We start from the raw sequence: 19,459 nt of genomic DNA, 5'->3' as shown, positions 1-19,459 counted from the left end.
TGTCACCTTATACCTTTCTGTACCGTTTCATACCGACCATATTCAATATTAATAATACAATGAATATCGTGAGTAAAATGGCAAGGGGTACTGTGATTGCTTCAAAGCCAAAACCACGTATCATGACATTTTGTAACGCTTGACCTGCATAATAGAGTGGCATGATGTGCGCAAAGCCTTGCAATATGTTGTTCATCGACTCAACTGGAATAATTCCTGCAAACAGCACTTGCGGTACGATGACAATCGGAATAAATTGAATCATTTGAAACTCAGATGCTGCAAAAGTAGATAATAAAATCCCAAGTGTTAACGCTACTAATGCAGTCACGAGTGTAATCAAAATCACATAACCGATATGGCCATTCACCCCTATATTTAAGACAAAAACAGAAAAACAAACAATCAAAAGCGTCTGAATAAAACTAAATGTGCCATAACCAATAATATAACCTAAAATGATATGATTTCGTTTAATCGGTGAGGCCAACAGTCGTTCTAATGTGCCAGTTGTGCGTTCTCGTAGCAATGCAATACCTGAAATTAAAAAAGTGAAGAAGAAAACGAAGAACCCGATTAACAGTGGATTAATCATATCAAAGTACGTCGCATCTTCACCTTTATATACGTAATCCGTTTTTAAAGTGAGCGGTTGAGCAGGCGTGATATCATTTTCTTTCGCTTGATTCCCCAACTGTTTTGCGATTTCAGGACGGGCTTTCAATTCATTTTGCATTTTTTGAAGTGTCGCCTGTAAAGCTTGCATCTGTGTTTTCATTTGGCTTGTATTTTCTTTCGTTAACCATTGTTGTGTTTGTTGTCGTGCAATCGTGGTCGCGTTAGGATTGTCATTCGCAAATGTCACATGTAACGTATCGTCCGTCACATTGATAAATGCTGATAATTGATCGTCTTTAATCTTTTGCTGGATGTGCTGATGGTTATCATAATGATGCACATGAATGTCTTGCGCTTCCAACTGCTCAACAAAACTGTCCGGCACTTGATTGACACCGATATGCATACTTTTCGCTTGATCTGTACTGTTAAATAAATACGTTAATAAAGATAAAATTAATAATGGTGCTAAAAATAACAAAGCTAATGTTCGTTTATCACGTAATACTTGGCGATAGACTCTTTTTGCGATATGCCAGGCGTTCATTCTTTCCCATCTCCCATCTTCAAAAACACATCTTCAATTGATGCAGCATCATATTGTGTCTTAATCTCTGTCGGCGTCCCTTGAGCCACAATTTTCCCATGATTCATGAGCAACAATTTGTCACATCGATCCGCTTCGTCCAACACATGCGTCGTGATGAGAATGGATTTACCTTCATTTTTAAATGTGTACAAGTCCTCCCACACTGATTTTCTTAATTTCGGATCAATCCCTACAGTCGGTTCATCTAAAATCAAAATTTGTGGGTCTTGTAAAAAACTAATCGCCAGTGACAAACGACGCTTCATCCCACCAGAGAAGTTTTTAACAAGCTGGTCCAAATCTTGTGTTAAATTCACCTTTTCTGCGCACCATTCGATACGTTCTGGTATGTTTTCACCCTTTGTCATATAAATCTGCGCAAAAAACTTTAAATTTTCTCGTGCAGTTAAATCCTCATACAATGCATCACTTTGCGCCATATAACCGATGTCACCTAACACTGCACGATGAGGCATTTGTTTTTGATTAATGGTCACGGTCCCCGCATCTATTTTTTCCATTCCGAGCATACATTTAATCATTGTCGTCTTCCCCGTACCAGACGGACCAATGATGCCTACAATTTCACTATCTTCAAACGTTACCGTCACATCATCTAATACGCGCTTATGTCCAAAACTTTTCGTAAGTCCTTTTATCTCAATCATCTTTGCCCCTCCATTTCAAATCATAAGAAGTGAGCGTTCACTCACCATTATGATACATCAAGTCCATGTAAAATCAAAACCACCCGTGTGAACGGGTGGTTTGTTCTGCAGCTGAAAGCCTCTGTTACTGACCAGCCCTTGTAAGGGCACTGAGAAAACCAGCCAACCGTACTACTTTCTCAGCAACCCTTAAAAGGGTTCTATTTTTTCCTCAACTTTTTATTCTCTTCTCCTGTAAACGGATCAATGTATTCCATCATTGTGAGTTGTTCTGCTACGATATCCTCTTGTAATTGATTTCGAATATATTCTTCTATTACCTTTTTATTTCTTCCAACCGTATCTACATAAAAACCTTTGCATCAAAATTTTCTATTCCCATATCTATATTTCAAATGTGCATGTCTATCAAAAATCATTAAACTGCTTTTCCCTTTTAAATATCCTACAAATTGAGAAACACTTAGTTTTGGCGGAATACTAACTAACATGTGAATATGATCTTTACATGCTTCAGCTTCTATTATTTCTACACCTTTTCTTTCACATAGTTGTCTCAGAATTAAACCTATATCTCTTTTTAATTTTCCGTATATTATTTGTCTTCTATATTTAGGTGCAAAAACTATGTGATACTTACAATTCCATTTTGTATGTGCTAAACTATTTGTGTCGTTAGACATTTTGGCATCTCCTCATGCATATAATATTGGTTGGCTGACCAAATATTATTCTAGCATGTTGAGGTGCTTATTTTAATACAACGGTAGAACCTTTCCGGAACCATACGCATAGCGCATGGTTTACTTTTATTCAAGAAAAAAGCCGTCAAATTCTAAAAAAATGAATTTTGACGGCTTTTTCTTAAAGGAGCTGAAGGTCGATGTCCCAACCCCTTACTAATCACTATTCAAAATATAATCAATTACTTCAACATGAAGATCACTATTCCTATATCCTTCCAAGATATCATCAACTTGTCTATTTGGAATTTCAGGAAGTTCTCTTATATCGCATAAAACCTCTTTAAATTCTTTTTTAGTAACTCTGTCTTCGTTGATTGTTAATTTAAATAAATAATCATTCAACTTCTTGATTTCTTCAACATTATAACTATAACGTAACAAGACTAAATCTTTTGTTTTTAAATTAGGTGCCAATTCTTCTTGTAACACATCTATCGATTGCTTAATTAACAAAAGTTTAGACTCTAATTCTTCGTTATTCATTCAAATCACACTCTCTTATATCAAAGTTTGACCTACTTGAGATACCCAGTAAGCAATACTACGCGCAGAAGAATCTTTTATACCAGTTCCCATTAACGCTTGAGCAACTTGACCTTCTACATTTCCCCATGTAGCTTGTTCTTGTTTTAAAATCTTGTTTAAAGCTGGTTCAACATATTTATCCCAACGTTTTTCTAAAGATTTACCAGCACGAGGACTTATCTTTTGAACTCCTGAAAATACAGCTTTTTTGTTCTTTATCATTGCCTTAATCCCTTTTTTTACAGCAAAAGAACCACCAACTCTTTCTGAAGTCCCTTCTTTGAGATTAGTCGGTAAATTATTAATAGTCTGCTGAATTACATATTCAGGATTTTTAAACAAATCATCTAAAACCTTATTATCTTTCTCATTTTCTGTATTCAAATTGCTAACTGACTCTTGTGATTCCACTGATTCACTTGCACTAGCTATAGGACTTACCGTTGTTAATAATATTGCACTCGCTAATAATGTTCCAAATGATTTTTTTAGTTTCAAAATAAAAAAACTCCTTTTCTTTAAATTTACTCCCATTTTTAGAACATTACCAATACAACCATACCATACATATCATTTTTTTGCTTTATTCCAATTGTTTTATTGGCATAAATGCATAGTTAAATTATGCATGTCACTATCTCCTGAATATAAATATACTCATGCAATGATTACCCCTTAATTTCATTCACAATTTCTTGATTCTTTTCATAACCTGTTAAATAATCCGATGATTTTACAGAGTATTTTGATGTCTCTTTGATTGTTATTTGAATATGTTTATCGCTTTTTTGGTTTGATCGCTTTAATATTTGCCACTGGTTGATAATCAACTTGTAATGCTTTTTGCCATAACTGAACCCATTGTTCTTGATTTATAATTGCTTTATTCTTAAAGTAGCTATTTTCAACACAAAATAATACATGCATATGATGATTATAACTACCATTACAAGTCACCGTCTTTATCATGGGCTTACTGGTAATGCATTGGCGCACATTGCTTTTTATGTATTATGCAATATGATTTTGGGAGAATCATTTGTCTAAAACCCTGCTCCCAATCTGATACATACTCTTATCAAACCCTCCGTTCTTCCTGAAAACCAAAAAAGACGATAGCAACTGGATTCACCTCCAATTGCTATCGCCATCATTAAGCGTCTCTATTGCATGATGTTATGCACACGCCCCATTTTAATCGTTTGATATACTTGAATGTCGTCATCTACAATCACAAGATCGGCATCCTTACCTACAGCAATACTTCCCTTGCGATCATCAATCTTCAACGCTTTCGCCTGATTCAAACTTGCCACACGCCATAACGTTTCTAAGCGCGCTCCAGTAAATTGAATCAAGTTACGTAAACCGTCGTTCATTTTCAAAATACTTCCCGCTAAAGAGCCCGTTTCTAAATGTGCCTCATGATCTTTTACAATCACTTTCTGACCACCTAATTCATAGTCACCTTCTGGCATTCCTTTTGCACGCATCGCATCCGTAATCAAGTACATTTTTTCTGGTCCTTTATGTTGATACGCAATCGCCACGGCCTGTGGATGCGAATGCACACCATCGACAATGACCTCTGTTTTTAACTGATCGTTTGTCCATGCTGCACCAAACATACCTGGATTTCTATGGTGGAAACCAACACCCGCATTGTACAAGTGTGTCACGTGTTTAACGCCTTCTTCTACTGCTGTGTTCGCTTGATCAAAGTCCACTTCAGTATGACCCATCGAGAAGATAAACTCATCTTTTAACGTTTGAATCACTTCACTAGCGCCTTCAACTTCAGGTGCAATCGTCACTATTTTAATGAGCCCTGCAGCCGTCTCTTGAAAATGACGCAACAATTCAACAGTCGGTCGTTGAATAAATGCTGGGTTTTGCGCTCCGATTTTATGTTCAGAAATGAATGGGCCTTCTAAGTGTACACCACCCACTTCAGCGGCATTTGTCACATCTTGTTGCTGATGATAGGCACTAATATTTTGAAGTGCCTTTTCAATCGCTTCTTGAGATTGTGTCATCGTTGTCGCTAAAAAAGTCGTTGTGCCTTCTGTCAATAAATGCTCAGCTAAATACTTCAAGCCATCATATGACGCATCCATCGCATCTTCACCATAACCGCCGTGGATATGCACGTCAATAAAGCCTGGTAAAATGTGACGCCCTTTTGCATCTACAACATCTAAATCTCCTGTATAGGTACCAATTTCAACTGTTTTAATTTTGCCGTCTTCCACAATTAGGTAGCCGTCTGAAATCACACCGTCTTCTGTATAAATGACGCCATTTGTAATTGCATATGTCATAGTATACCTTCTTTACTGTAATTTGATTGTTTTATTCATCATCGTCGTCATCGTCTTGATTTAACATCGCGTTGACGTGAATGATACCCTCTTGAGCTTTTTGCACATAGTCAGGTGCTTCACCAATCATTTTACCATTAATATAGCTAATGACCATTGGCAAGCTCATCCCTACATAAAGATTTAAGTCTGCCCCATTCATAATTTTTTTAGAAACGGTATTCGCTGGTGTGCCGCCTAATAAATCTGCAAAAACTGTCACTTGATCGCCTTCATCAATCAGTGCATCTAATGCTTTCTCAAAATCTTCAGGACCCATTTCTGGCGTTAATGCTGCAGTATAAATGTAGTCTTGTGGTCCAAGAATCATTTCTACACTGTCTTTTAGCCCTTCACAAAAAGCGCCGTGACTCACAAGGATTAACTTTTCCATTATTCAAATGCTCCCATCGAATTAAATTTTTGAAATAACACCCAACGCTGACAAGATAATCGATACAATAATCACAATGAAGATTGCACGTGTTGAGTTCATTTTTTTACGTCCTAATAACCAATAAATCGCAAATACAATTAAAAGTGGTAATAATCTTGGTAAAATCATGTTGGCATTGTCTTGAATATTGACAGTTAAGTCACCAATTTTTGGTTTCCAAGCAAATTGAACACGAATCATCGTTGCGACGAGTGCACCCACCATGAATACCCCGAGCAATGTTGCTGCATTTGTTAAAGACTCTAAGCGGTGTTGCATTGTTGTTACAAGTGAAATCCCTTCTTTATAAGCGAATTTCAATTGTTTCCATCTGAATACGATAATGGCAAGCATTGCGACAAACCAAAGTAATGCACCAAATGGGTTACCGTCTTGCGCCATGTTTGCTGCAATGGCACCGAAAATAGTAGGAACTAATGAACCGAAAATCGCGTCACCTACAGCAGCAAATGGTCCCATTAAGCCGACTTTAATCCCTTTGACAGATTCTTTTGATGCGTATCGTTCTTTTTCTTCCATCGCAATATCAATACCCATAATAATCGTGTTAAAGAAGTTACTCGTATTGAAGAATTGCGCGTGTGTTCTCATCATTTCCTGTAATTCAGGTGAATCATCACCATAAATTTTACGTAATTGTGGAAGGATAGTAAATAAATAACCTGATCCTTGCATACGCTCGTAGTTCCAACCCCATTGGAAGAATAGTAAGCTACGTGTATTGATTTGTCTAAAGTCTTTATCAGTCAGTTTATAAGGTGTGTCAGGCATTTTTCCTGTTAACTTTGAATTTGCTTCAGCGTTTTGAGAAATTTGTGTTTCCGTTTGATTATAATTCGTCATCGTCAATCTCTCCTTCATCGTCCGCATCTGTTGCTTGTCTTTCTCCATTACTTGCAGGCGCTGCTTTTGATTGCGAAGCTCGACTGTACTCCATTGCTGCTAAAGCAAAACCAATCGCTGCAATCGCTAACATTGGTAATGATGAGAATGACATGCCAAAGTTCTTATCTAAACCTGCAACTGATGTGCCTAGACCTGATAAACCGTCAAATACTGTAACCATTAATGCCGTAATGATAAAACCTAAAATAAAGTAAGGATAATGTTTTTTCAAAGGTAAGTAGCGTAATAAAATCGCGAAACCGACTGCTGGTAATACCGCACCAGCAACTGTTAAACCGTCACCTAACCATTTTAAGTCGCCGTTCAAGTAGTCAACGATTTTACCTACAACGCTTCCACCGAATACAAGCGCTAAAAATACTGGGATAGCACGAGATAATGCCCATGGAATCGCACCGTATAAGTAGTTACGTTCAATACCTTTGTAATCCATTTGTTCAATTTTTCTATCAATGCGATGTGCAAAGAATGTATTCGTGAAACGTGCTAAAATGTCTGTTTGAATCATTAGGCTCGCAACAGGTACTGCAAGTGTCGCAAGTGCTTGTTGTGGGTTCATTCCGAGTGCAACTGAGAACGCAACTGCTAATACTGTCCCTGAGTTGGCATCGATTCTTGAAGCCCCACCAAATGTACCTACACCTAAAATGGTTAACTGCATGCCCCCACCGATAATTAAACCAGTAGTGACATCGCCCATAATCAACCCCGAAATAATCCCTGCGAATACAGGGTGACCAAAAATGTTAAACTGTAAATCATCTAAAATTTGGTAACCTGCGTACAGCGTTAAGAGCAATATTTGCCACCATAAAATATCCAATAAAAACGCCTCCTGACCCCTATTCTTTAATTAATGTCATAAAGTCAACTGATTTATCGTTTGGCACCATTTGTGAAATGATGTTCACGCCTTTTTCTTGTAATAATTTGAAGTTGTCTACATCTTCATCAGTAATGTTGATTGAGTTTGTAATTGAACGTGTTTCATTTGTTTGTGACATGTTCCCTACGTTTAACTCTTCAATTTTTACGCCATTATTCACTAATTCTACAAAGCGGTCAGGACGTTTTGCGATTACCATCACGCGTTGTGAGTCATATTTGCCGTTATTGATGTTGTTTGCTGCTTTTTCAACAGGTAACACACTCAATTTAATTCCTGCTGGTGTTGCAAGTTTTAAAGCTTGTTTGTCAATGTCACTTTGAGCGACTTCATTATCAATGACGATAAAGCGCCCAATGTTTAATTTTGTTGCCCATAAGTTTGCGACTTGTCCGTGAATGAGTCTTCCATCGATTCTGCTTCCGATAATTGCCATAATAAATCCTCTCCTTATACTTCAGAAAATTTAGGTGCTTCAATCAGTTGGATACTTTCTGGATGTTTTCCTTCTGAGTCAAACACGATAATCTCATTTTGTCCTTGCTTCAAAAATGCTTTTGGAATGTAGAGCGACTGTGATGGTCCAATTTCCCAATAACGACCGATATTAAATCCATTAACAAGCACGACACCTTTGCCGAAATCGCTTACATCAATATGTGTATTGTTTGGCTCTGCTAAGTCAAATGTATATTTGTAAAAAGCAGGTTGTTGTGCAGACCACTCACGTTTGAAATGGTCATCTGTTAATTGCTCAAAGTCGATATCGAATTGTTCCCAGTCTTGTACGAAATGAAGATCTTGCATAAGACCTTGGCCCAAGCCTTTACGCTGTGTCGGTGCTAATAATTTATAGCCGTAATTGACACGACCCATATTTTCAACGAGCACATCGATTTGTGGTTGGTCTGAAGTTAATGTCACTTCAAATTGATCTCCAATCTCTTCTTGATACGCTGTGTAGACATGCGTTTGATCCACAAAGCAATGCACACGGTCTCTTGCATCTACAATGCGTAATTTTTCTTGTTCTGTCGCTTTATGGATATGTGTACGATAAACCATATAACCATAGCCAGAACCCGCTTCTTCCATTGTTTGTGGATAGAAGCTTGTCGTTTTTGTCGAAATGTCTTCAAGTACTTCAAATAAATTCACTTTGTCTGCCAATGGAATATTTTCAATCGACATAAATGTTTTCGTTCTTGGTTCATGTTGCTCAATGTCAGGTATTTCTTCTTTGAGCATTTCTTGTAAAGCGAAGTATTTTTGTGTTGGATTACCCGCTTCATCTAACGGTGCGTGATAGTCATAAGATGTGACTTGTGGCAAATCTTTCGTACCACGTGCTGAGCAACCGTTCCAAAAACCAAAGTTCGTCCCACCATGGAACATATATAAATTAAGTGAGCCTAATTTCACTGCATCGCGCACTTCTTCAGCCAAATCATCACTGTCTCGTTTAATCACAGGTTCACCCCAGCGATTAAACCAGCCATCCCAAAATTCCATACACATTAACGGCCATTTTTTACTAAATTCTTGTTGGAACGTCTTTAAGTTTTCGAAATTTTGAACGGTGCGAGAACCAAAATTGCCTGTCGGTAAAATATCATCCTCAATTAAACTACCTGCTCTTAAACATTGATCCCATGCGCCATCTGATGTGAAGAATGGTACCGTGACCCCTTCTTCACGCATTATGTGAGCAAGTGCACGCAAATATTCGTGGTCTTGACCAAATGAACCGTATTCATTTTCGACTTGCATCATAATGATTGGGCCGCCTTGATCAATTTGCAATGGCGTTAAGATTTTAAACAGTTCATGATAATATTTTTTCACTTTATCTAAATACTTCTCATCTCTCGAACGAATGCGCATCGTACGGTCATTGAGTAGCCACGCTGGAAAGCCACCAAACTCCCATTCCGCACAAATATACGGAGATGGGCGCACAATTACGTATAGACCAAGCTGATCTGCAAGTTCGATAAAATGTTTTAAATCTTTATGTCCTTTGAAGTCGTACTGATCTTCAACTGTTTCATGAAAATTCCATGGGACATATGTTTCCACTGTGTTAAACCCAAGTGCTTTCAAATTGTATAATGAATCTTCCCAGTCATCCTTTGGTATTCTAAAGTAATGGATGGCACCGGACAATATCTTGATGGGTTTGTCATCTAATAAAAACGTATCGCTTATTTTGAAACGACTCACATAATCACCTCATTAAGATTGAATTGGTGTTGCTGTTTTCACATTCACTTCATTAAGTGCTGTCAAGTTATCAAGCCCTTCACTTTCCAACCATGCTTTAGCTTCTTGTTCACCTGAACCAACAAATGCTGTTGTCGCACCTTTCCATGTTGCACGGCCACATAAAATACCGTTGAAACGTGCCCCATGATCAGCTGCAAATTGAAGTGAATCCATAAATAGTTGTGCAGATACGCCACCACTTAAGTAAATATAAGGAATGTTTGTTGCTGCATCTTGCGCTTTAAACGCTTCTGCTGCTTCTGCTTGTGTCATGACTGCTTTGTCTCCAAATCCTTCAACAAAGTTCATGTTCACTGGTATTTCTACTTTCAATGTATCCACTTGGAAGCGTGGTTCACTGAATACACGCATTGCTTCGTTGACTTTGTGTGGACGAACTTTCGCAAATGCTTCACCTTTTTCGTCACCGATACTGTCATCATACGTTAAAATTTCAAGTAAAAATGGAATGTTTTCAGCCTGACATTCTGTACCTACACGCTCAATCATCGCTTGTTTCTTTTGATTGATTTCATCTGATTCATCTACGTCATAGTAAAGTAAGAACTTCACAGCGTCTGCACCTGCTTCTACAAGACGGTGTACGCTTTGGTCTTCAATAAGGCGAGGCAAACGTCCAGGTCGAGACTTATCATAACCTGTTTGTTCATAAGATAAGATTAAACCTGCGTTCGCATCTTTTGCTTTTGCAGCATCTAGTCCGTATTCAGGGTCTACTAAAAAGCTAGAACCGTGTGGCGTTAACACTTCAGCCACCATTTTCTTAAACAATGACATGTTTTCTGGTGTTGCTGTGTCCCCTAATAACTTTCTTAATGCGCCACGTTGGTCTACTGCAACTGCTGCATAAATTCCGTTCTCATCTACTAAACGACTTAAATCTTTTACCATGCATATCTCTCCACTTCTATTTCAGTTTTAATTTCAGCGACTTGGTTGACATCAATAAAACCTGTTTTTTCTTGTAAAGCATTCGATGTGCCACATGCTAAAGCTTGACGAATCAACGCTTCAGGCTCTAAATCTTGATCCACACCGTAAGCAATACCTGCTACAGTAGAATCACCCGAACCGACCGGATTAACAATATCTTTATGTGGCAATGTCGCACGATAAATGTCTGATTTCCATTTCACAAGTGCGCCATCTCCACCTAACGTTAAAAAGACATCACAATTTTTAAAGTACGGATGCGTCTGCAGTAAACGTGCGCATGCATCAATCGTCAAATTTTCACGATTGACTAACATTTCAAATTCAGATTGGTTCGGTTTAATACAGTGAATTGGCAACTCGGCTTCTAACAACGCCTTCAACTCGCCCGCATGTGTATCTACAATATTGTACGTATGCGCAAATGCACTCAGAATACGCGCCATGTGGTCAAATTTCGAATGCGTTTCAAATTGTGGTGAACTACCACTAATGGTCATCACTTTCGCATCCTTAGCATGTTTTGTGACTGTCTCAAAATAAGCTTGTTGCTCATGCTCTGAAATCGTCGGACCTTGTTCGAGTACTTCCGTTTGCGATTCGCCATCGTTCAACGCCAAACTTTGCCTTGTTTGTCCCTTGATGAACGTAAAAGCACGAGTAATGCCCATCTCTTTCAATGTTTCATCAATCCACTGCCCATTCGCACCTCCGACATAACCGAAAGCACAATGCGCTGCGCCAAGTTGATGTAACACCTTCGTCACATTAATACCTTTGCCACCTGGATTTTCGATTTTCTGTTTAACACGATGCACCTCGCCGACAATAAGCGGGTCAATTTGGTACGTTATGTCAACAGATGGATTAAATGTATGTGTTGCAATCATTGTTACTCACCCTTTAACTGGATAAATTGTTACCCCTTTAACAACACGGTTGATAAAGCCGTCTGGACTTGGATTATCGGGATTTAAACCTAATGCGTCAGAACGTTGTGCAGCAAGTAACTGGCCAAACATTAAATATTGAAGCGCAAGTTCCATATCTGTTAATGATTCAGATTGTGGAAGCTGTACTGTATGCTCGCCCGCATCATTTTGACCGTCTAAAATATACATTTTGTAACGATCTTTCACTTCACCAACTTCTTTGATTAAGTCATCTTCATATTGACGATGGTATGCCCCATTACTACGCATCATAATGAAAATAGCGTCTTTACTTAAACCTGCTTTAGGACCATGTCTAAAACCTAACGTTGTTTCACGTGCTATTTCTGTTTGGCCAGCAGTTAATTCGTTCAATTTTAAGCTCACTTCTTTTGTTAACTCACCAATCAAGCCTGTCCCTACGTAAAACACTTTCGAAAATTCAAGTGCATTCACAGCTTGTGCTTGTTGTTCGAGCCAATCAAAGTTAGACGCTGCAATCTCGAAAAATTGTGGGCTTACTGTACCACCGAAAAGTAAGTAGCTCGCAAATAACATCGATGAAAAGCTTGATGTCATCGCCAGTGACTTGTCGTTCGTTTCTTCAGGGAGAATCACTTTGAACACATTGTCTTTATCCGCTTCGTATGCCCCTAAGAAGCCGTCTTTATTATTTGTAATGAATAAGTGATAAACATTTTGAGAAAGTTCATTCACAAATTCGACTGTCGCTTTCGTTTCTGGACTGTTACCCGAGCGCGCAAACGACACAACGAGATACGCTGTTTGGTCATCAATATAAAGTTGTGGGTCTGTCACAAAATGTGTCGTTGGTACAGATTCAAATTCAAAGTTTGACATCACCGCTGTGTTGCGTGCCATACGTGCGACGTCACCCACATAGGCGCTTGAGCCCGCACCTGTGAAAAGCACTTTTAATTTTTTTCCTGCATGCGCTTGTTCAATGTGATTCACAAATTGACCAAATGCTTCTTGTTGCGCTTGAACAATATCAAACGTTTTTTTCAAAGTTTGTGGTTGTTGCTTTATTTCTCGATAAGTATCTGTTTCATGTAACACAATACTACCTCCCATATCATTTTAATGATTACATTAATTGCACCGTGTATTTATATTTATGGCCACTTGCAATACTCTGTGTAAACTCAATCAAATCTTCGCCTACATAACTAAAGCGTTCAATAAACATACAACTGTCATCAACAACACCGTTCAACAACTTCGCATGTTCTTTACTCAACTTACTCGCCGTCAAATTTTCACAAGCATTCGTAATTTGCAAACCGTAATGACGATTAAGCGTTTCATATAAAGAGACACGATTAAAATCAAATTGTTCGAGCCCTTCGCAAAAACGCATTGGCAAATAACTCACCTCGTAAATGAGAGGAATATCATTGGAAAGTCGTAAACGCTTTAATTCATAAACATATTGATAGGGTTTCAGGTTCATTTTTTCTTGTAAAAAAGTGGTGGATGGTATGAGTTTAATGCTTAACATTTTTGTACTCGCCTCATCACCATTTTTTTCTATTTCATCTTTAAAACTATAAAGCTCGTTTAAAAACTGTGTGTATTGACTACCTAGCACAAAGGATCCTTTACCGTGTTCGCGTTTAATGACGTGGTCTTTTTCCAAACGATCTAATGCTTCACGCACAGTAATTCGACTCACACCAAACTGCTCACACAGCTTACGTTCTGATGGTATTTTGTCCCCTTCTTTATACTCACCAGCTTTAATACGACTATGAATCCCTTTGTACACTTGATAGTACAATGGTAATTTTTCAGACATGATATTCACCGCCTACTGGTTATAACCACCTTGAATTATAAAGACTCTTGCTATTTTTGTAAAGGCTTTAATTTTAATTTTTGTTCTTCAAACAAACAGCCTACAACATTGTATATGGCAACTTACAGCATTATTGTTGCACTTTTTGAAAACCTTTTCAAAATCGTTGCTCAAAAAAATTTTTTTACATTATTTTCTGGTTATAACCACTCTAAAAAATAATTAGTTTGCGCATTAATGAACAATCGTACTAAACTATGTCGCTGTGTACATTTTTTGTCACTCCAAAAGATCTGAAAAGTGTTTAAAAAGTGGTATTAATTCCTAACCTACAACCTGCCAAAAAAGCCAATATGACGAGGTTGAAAAGGTTTACAAAGATAAATAATCATTATATATTCAATTCAATTAATCTTATGAGGAGTGCATAGACAAATGTTAAATCAACAGAAACAAAACTATGGTATCCGGAAATATGCAATTGGGACTTCATCTGTATTATTAGGTGTGACATTATTTATAACACTTGACACAACTGCATCTGCCGCTGAAACAGCTACACCTGCTCAAACAGAAACGAATCGAGCAGAGACGGCTGCTTCTCACACTTCGTCAACTGACACAACGCAATCTAAAGCAGACACGACAACAGAGTCAACTAAGCAAACGGATGAAATAACACCATCTCAAGATCAAGCACAGACCAAAACGGATCAAACAACACAAGATGAAAGTGCAACGCAAACAGCAGATCCAACAACTGCACCTCCTGTCACAGACGCACCAAAAACTAATGACGCAACAGCGCGTCAAAACCCGACACCTTCTGAAGCACAACAAACAGCTGAGGAACAATCCACTACAGACAACAAACAACAACCAAAGTCTGAAACACCTCAAGAAGCAGAGCAACAAAAGCCCGCTGATGATGCAACAGCTGAAACACCTTCCAAAGATTCTACACCTGTAGCGGAAACAGACACTACTCAAAATCAAGCAAATACAGATGAGCAAACAGTAGACAAAACAAAGACAGATGCGGCAACATCACAAAAACAACCAGGACCATCGCCGTCAACTGAAGCAACAACACAAGGACCATCTACTGAGGCACAACCTGAAAATGTTGATCCTTCTCCAACATCAAAGGACGGACATGTAGTGCAACAAAATGATGGCCAAACTGCGCCGACACCGTATGCACAACAAGCAGACGCGACAGAGGAGACAAATGTCACAACGGAAAGTGTCGACAGCAATCCACAATCCTCTTCACCTTCACAAGATCAACCTGAAGATGCGCGTACAGTAGAAAAAGAAAATGTCGCTACACCGCCACGTGACAACACAACAACAGCAGATCCGAAAAAAACGATGACTCGTGCAGCAACGAAACAACAAGATGATGCCGTCGATCAACTGAGCTCAAAAGATATGACAGCAACAATTGACAAAACATTCCCTGCTGTTAAATATTACACATTGAAAAATGGTAAAAAAGTCGACGCCCAAGTGACAGATGCCCGTCAAGTCATCGTGAATGGTGAAGTCGTAACACCAACAGTGAAATACAAGAAAATTGATGATCACACTGCTGAATATGATTTAACTGCACAAAATGATTCACATTCTATCGATGCGAACTTCAAATTTCGTTTATCTATTGTTGACAATACGGTCGATTTACAGATGACAGATTATACAAACAACAACAAAGATCCGAAAAATATTATTCGTAACTTCGGCTTTGTGAGTCAATCGCTCGTATCAGTGAATAATCAACAAAAAAATGCCAAGCTTCAAACAACTAAAATGTCGACGAATACAATGCAAAGCGGCGATAAGTCGTACAACATTGATGAAAATTTCAAAAATAATTTTAATGACTTTATGATGTATGGTTTCGTGTCAAATGATGATTACAGCGCAGGATTATGGAGTAACGCACAAATCGGCTTTGGTGGTGACCAGGACTTTTTACGTGTCAATGCCCAGTCTACAGAAACAGATAACGGCGTCGCTGTCGGTTTAGGTTCTATGCCTTGGATTATCCAAAAAGATGCTGAACATCCAGATGCGAAATCACAGGGCTTATTACCACATGTCAAAATAGCGATTGCTGAAGATGAAAACAAAGATGGCGAGATCAACTGGCAAGACGGTGCGATTGCTTACCGTACGATTATGAACAACCCATATGGCGCAGAAGAAGTGCCGGATCTCGTAGGTTATCGTATCGCGATGAATTTTGGTTCACAGGCACAAAATCCATTCTTAAAAACATTGGATGGTGTGAAAAAATTCTACCTCAACACAGATGGTTTAGGACAATCGATTTTATTAAAAGGCTATAACAGTGAAGGTCACGACTCTGGCCATTTAGATTATGACAATATCGGTCAACGTATAGGTGGCGTGGAAGATTTCAAAACGTTACTTCAAAAAGGGGCAAATTATGGGGCACGTTTCGGTCTCCATATTAACGCTTCTGAAACTTATCCAGAATCTAAAGCGTTTAACCCTGACCTTTTAAGAAAAAATGAAGACGGCAGTTATATGTATGGTTGGAACTGGCTCGACCAAGGCTTTGACATCGATGCAGACTATGATTTAACACACGGACGTAAAGAACGTTTCGAAGCACTGAAACAAATTGTTGGCGATGATCTCGACTTTATTTACGTCGATGTATGGGGTAACGGACAATCTGGTGATAACAGTGCTTGGCCATCACACCAGTTAGCGAAGGAAATCAATGACTTAGGTTGGCGTGTTGGCGTTGAATGGGGTCACGGTATGGAGTATGACTCAACATTCCAACACTGGGCAGCAGATTTAACTTATGGTACGTACCAAAATAAAGGGATTAACTCAGAAGTGGCTCGCTTTTTACGTAACCATCAAAAAGACTCATGGGTGGGTAACTATCCACAATATTCAGGTGCAGCCGACTTCCCACTTCTTGGCGGCTATGATATGAAAGACTTTGAAGGTTGGCAAGGTCGAAACGATTATTCGGCTTATATTAAAAACATTTTCAACGTCGACTTACCGACGAAGTTTTTACAACATTATAAAGTGATGCGTATCGTCGATGGTGACCCTGTTGAAATGACTGCAAATGGTCAAACGATTAACTGGACACCGGAAATGCAAGTTGATTTAGAAAATGAAGCCGGCGATAAAGTTACTGTAAAACGTAAATCAAATGACTATAAAAATGATATTGATAACTACCGCTCACGTACGATTGAGTTGAACGGTCGCACTGTACTAGATGGTGACGCCTATTTATTACCATGGGATTGGGATTCAAATGGTCAACCTTTAACTGGCGATAGCGAAAAATTATATCACTGGAACAAAAAAGGAGGATCAACAACTTGGCAGCTCCCTGAGTCATGGGATACAGACCAAGTCGTCCTTTATGAGTTAACTGAGACAGGTCGCGTTTCACCACGTACGATTGCTGTCAAAGACCACCAAGTGACACTCGATAATATTAAAGCGGACACACCTTATGTCGTTTATAAAGTGGCACAACCTGATAACACAGATGTCAACTGGAGTGAAGACATGCACATAAAAGATGCAGGCTTTAACTCACAAAAACTCACACCTTGGACAATCGAGGGTGAAAAAGATAAAGTGAGCATCGAAAAATCAACAACATCGAATGAAATGCTCAAAATTGATAGCCCGACAAAAAATACGAAATTAACTCAACAATTAACAGGATTAACACCTGGTCAACGTTACGCGTTATATGTCGGCGTCGATAACCGAAGTGAGGCTGCATCACACATTTCAGTGACACATAATGGCGAAACACTCGCAAGCAATGAGGTCGGACAATCTATCGCAAAAAACTATGTCAAAGCAGACGCACACAATAATAATGCTGCAACATTTAAAAATGGCGGCAGTTATTTCCAAAATATGTACGTATACTTTGTCACTCCAGAAGATGGTAAAGTGGACTTCAACATCCAACGCGATCCGGGTAAAGGTGCCACTTATTTCGATGATATTCGCGTCCTAGAAAATGGTTCTAACCTACTTCAAAACGGTACATTCACACAAGACTTTGAAAATGTACCACAAGGTTTATTCCCATTCGTCGTATCAGAAGTAGAAGGCGTTGAAGATAATCGTATTCACTTATCTGAGAAAAATGCGCCATACACACAACGCGGTTGGAACAATAAACGTGTAGATGACGTGATTGACGGCAAATGGTCGCTTAAGGTGAACGGTCAAACAGGCAAAGATAAAATGGTAATCCAAACAATACCGCAAAACTTCCATTTCGAACCAGGAAAAACGTATGAAGTATCATTTGACTATGAAGCTGGATCTGATGATACGTATGCATTTGCGACAGGTAGTGGTGACATTTCTAAAAATCGCGACTTTAAAACAACACCATTGAAAAATACAATCGATGGTGGCAAAGCAAAACGTGTGACTTTCAAAGTGACAGGCGATGAAAATGGTCAAACTTGGATTGGTATTTATTCAACCAAAACACAACCTGATACGAGAGGTGTGAAAGATGCGAGCCAAGTTAACTTCGAAGGTACGAAAGATTTCATCCTCGACAACCTTTCTATCCGTGAAGTTGATAATGATAGCAGCAACACACCACCAAGTGATAAAGGCGATAGTTCAAACACGACTGCTGAAAATAATAGTCATGACACAAATTCAAATCCGACTATTGTTGCACCGAGCGATCACAATGACGTGACAGATGCGAACAACAATACTGACACAAGTTCTGATGTTAAGGGAACAAGCACTGAAGACACGCCTAACGCGGAAGGTCAAACAGAGCACAACGATGTTCCTGTCAGTCACGCTAACGAAACAGATGGTACTACTGTAGCACCGACTGTAACATCTTCCGAAGCGGACACTGTAGACGCAACAGCAGCAATGGCGACAAACGAAGAAACTCCCAATCACGTCAAAACAACATTAACAAATACGTCAGGCGCTATGCCAAATCATGCGACGAAAATGGATCCAAAAATGAGTAATGTCGCATCTAAAACAATGGATGCACATATGATGCAGTCTCATGCGATAGCTTCAATGACACCAGCAGAAGCACCAATGCACCAAATGGCAGCACCTATGCAACACGGTATGGACCATGCACCAACGCAACAAGCAAACGTTCAAGTTGACAGTGTCGCGACACAACCATTACCAGATGCACAGCTTGCTGAATTACCAAAAACTGGGGATACGACTCAGAATACACGTGGACCTTTAATGGCGATGATGGTTGGCGCAATCTTGACAACATTCGGATTCAGACGCCAACGTAAAGAGAAATAAAGCACACAACACAATATGATTATGTAGGAAAGGAAACTTAACCTCCAACTCACCAATGCGTCATCTTTTTGAAGCATTGGTGAGTTACATCACTCAGGAAACGTAAAATTGGTTTCTTTATATTGAGTTGTAGATGTAAACATTTTGAGTAATTCCAATTATATTCTCTAATTTCAGATTAAAAGTCGAAATCATATATTAAATTTGGTTTCGACTTTTTATTTTTTAATAAGCACCATTGTAATTTTATACTCAACAACTTTCTTTATATGATAATTTTATTTCAATGTATTGAAGTGTTTTATATTTCGAAAAACCATGTTGATATAATATTGTAAGGAGGGAAAAATTGTATAATTGGTCTTACAAAGTGGCTTTGGACTGGTGT

General features: G+C 38.7%; 15 protein-coding genes and 2 pseudogenes. 1 reads left to right on the top strand and 16 read right to left on the bottom strand.

The window, feature by feature from the left end:
• Positions 1-7 precede the first annotated feature (7 nt).
• The 16 genes and pseudogenes from CCE82_RS06755 to CCE82_RS06675 all read right to left on the bottom strand — a co-directional run bounded on the left by CCE82_RS06755 (position 8) and on the right by CCE82_RS06675 (position 13,725).
• On the bottom strand, positions 8-1,165 hold the full coding sequence (locus tag CCE82_RS06755) for an ABC transporter permease (protein WP_086428649.1): 1,158 nt from the start codon (positions 1,163-1,165) through the stop codon (positions 8-10).
• Complete coding sequence (locus tag CCE82_RS06750) at positions 1,162-1,875, bottom strand: ABC transporter ATP-binding protein (RefSeq protein ID WP_086428648.1); 714 nt, start codon at positions 1,873-1,875, stop codon at positions 1,162-1,164. Before CCE82_RS06750 ends, CCE82_RS06755 begins: the two co-directional genes overlap by 4 nt.
• Positions 1,876-2,075: 200 nt before the next feature.
• Positions 2,076-2,558: pseudogene (gene tnpA, locus CCE82_RS06745) on the bottom strand (IS200/IS605 family transposase).
• Positions 2,559-2,774: 216 nt separating this feature from the next.
• Entirely contained in the window at positions 2,775-3,104 is a 330-nt protein-coding gene (locus tag CCE82_RS06740) for a hypothetical protein (protein ID WP_086428647.1), read from the bottom strand.
• Between the two features lie 15 nt (positions 3,105-3,119).
• The gene (locus CCE82_RS13160; protein WP_206184380.1) at positions 3,120-3,644 is read right to left on the bottom strand and encodes a hypothetical protein; all 525 of its coding nucleotides are present in this window, start codon (positions 3,642-3,644) and stop codon (positions 3,120-3,122) included.
• A 176-nt stretch (positions 3,645-3,820) separates the two neighbouring features.
• Positions 3,821-4,094: pseudogene (locus CCE82_RS06725) on the bottom strand (protein rep); the annotation flags it as partial.
• 215 nt (positions 4,095-4,309) lie between these two features.
• Positions 4,310-5,467 carry an N-acetylglucosamine-6-phosphate deacetylase gene (gene nagA, locus CCE82_RS06720; protein WP_086428646.1) on the bottom strand — a complete coding sequence of 386 codons (1,158 nt, stop codon included), beginning with the start codon at positions 5,465-5,467 and terminating at the stop codon, positions 4,310-4,312.
• A 31-nt stretch (positions 5,468-5,498) separates the two neighbouring features.
• Positions 5,499-5,900, bottom strand: coding sequence for a PTS sugar transporter subunit IIA (locus CCE82_RS06715; RefSeq protein WP_086428645.1), 402 nt, complete (start codon positions 5,898-5,900; stop codon positions 5,499-5,501).
• 21 nt (positions 5,901-5,921) lie between these two features.
• Complete coding sequence (locus tag CCE82_RS06710; RefSeq protein ID WP_086428644.1) at positions 5,922-6,806, bottom strand: PTS system mannose/fructose/sorbose family transporter subunit IID; 885 nt, start codon at positions 6,804-6,806, stop codon at positions 5,922-5,924.
• On the bottom strand, positions 6,793-7,692 hold the full coding sequence (locus tag CCE82_RS06705) for a PTS mannose/fructose/sorbose/N-acetylgalactosamine transporter subunit IIC (protein WP_086428643.1): 900 nt from the start codon (positions 7,690-7,692) through the stop codon (positions 6,793-6,795). Before CCE82_RS06705 ends, CCE82_RS06710 begins: the two co-directional genes overlap by 14 nt.
• 19 nt (positions 7,693-7,711) lie before the next feature.
• Entirely contained in the window at positions 7,712-8,191 is a 480-nt protein-coding gene (locus tag CCE82_RS06700; RefSeq protein WP_086428642.1) for a PTS sugar transporter subunit IIB, read from the bottom strand.
• Between the two features lie 14 nt (positions 8,192-8,205).
• On the bottom strand, positions 8,206-9,978 hold the full coding sequence (locus CCE82_RS06695) for a glycoside hydrolase family 35 protein (protein ID WP_086428641.1): 1,773 nt from the start codon (positions 9,976-9,978) through the stop codon (positions 8,206-8,208).
• Between the two features lie 12 nt (positions 9,979-9,990).
• Positions 9,991-10,932 carry a tagatose 1,6-diphosphate aldolase gene (locus CCE82_RS06690; RefSeq protein WP_086428640.1) on the bottom strand — a complete coding sequence of 314 codons (942 nt, stop codon included), beginning with the start codon at positions 10,930-10,932 and terminating at the stop codon, positions 9,991-9,993.
• Positions 10,926-11,864, bottom strand: a complete 939-nt coding sequence (locus tag CCE82_RS06685; protein WP_086428639.1) for a 1-phosphofructokinase family hexose kinase — start codon at positions 11,862-11,864, stop codon at positions 10,926-10,928. The genes CCE82_RS06690 and CCE82_RS06685 overlap by 7 nt, the downstream gene beginning before the upstream one ends.
• A 6-nt stretch (positions 11,865-11,870) precedes the next feature.
• Complete coding sequence (locus CCE82_RS06680; protein ID WP_086428638.1) at positions 11,871-12,986, bottom strand: SIS domain-containing protein; 1,116 nt, start codon at positions 12,984-12,986, stop codon at positions 11,871-11,873.
• A 28-nt stretch (positions 12,987-13,014) separates the two neighbouring features.
• Entirely contained in the window at positions 13,015-13,725 is a 711-nt protein-coding gene (locus CCE82_RS06675; protein ID WP_086428637.1) for a GntR family transcriptional regulator, read from the bottom strand.
• Between the two features lie 435 nt (positions 13,726-14,160).
• Here CCE82_RS06675 and CCE82_RS06670 point away from each other — a divergent pair, with 435 nt between their 5' ends.
• Positions 14,161-19,071, top strand: coding sequence for an endo-alpha-N-acetylgalactosaminidase family protein (locus CCE82_RS06670; RefSeq protein ID WP_086428636.1), 4,911 nt, complete (start codon positions 14,161-14,163; stop codon positions 19,069-19,071).
• The last annotated feature ends 388 nt before the right edge of the window (positions 19,072-19,459 follow it).

Origin of the sequence: Staphylococcus cornubiensis, from assembly GCF_900183575.1 — a bacterium.
Classification (GTDB): domain Bacteria; phylum Bacillota; class Bacilli; order Staphylococcales; family Staphylococcaceae; genus Staphylococcus; species Staphylococcus cornubiensis.
This window is presented reverse-complemented; position numbering and strand designations above follow the sequence as displayed.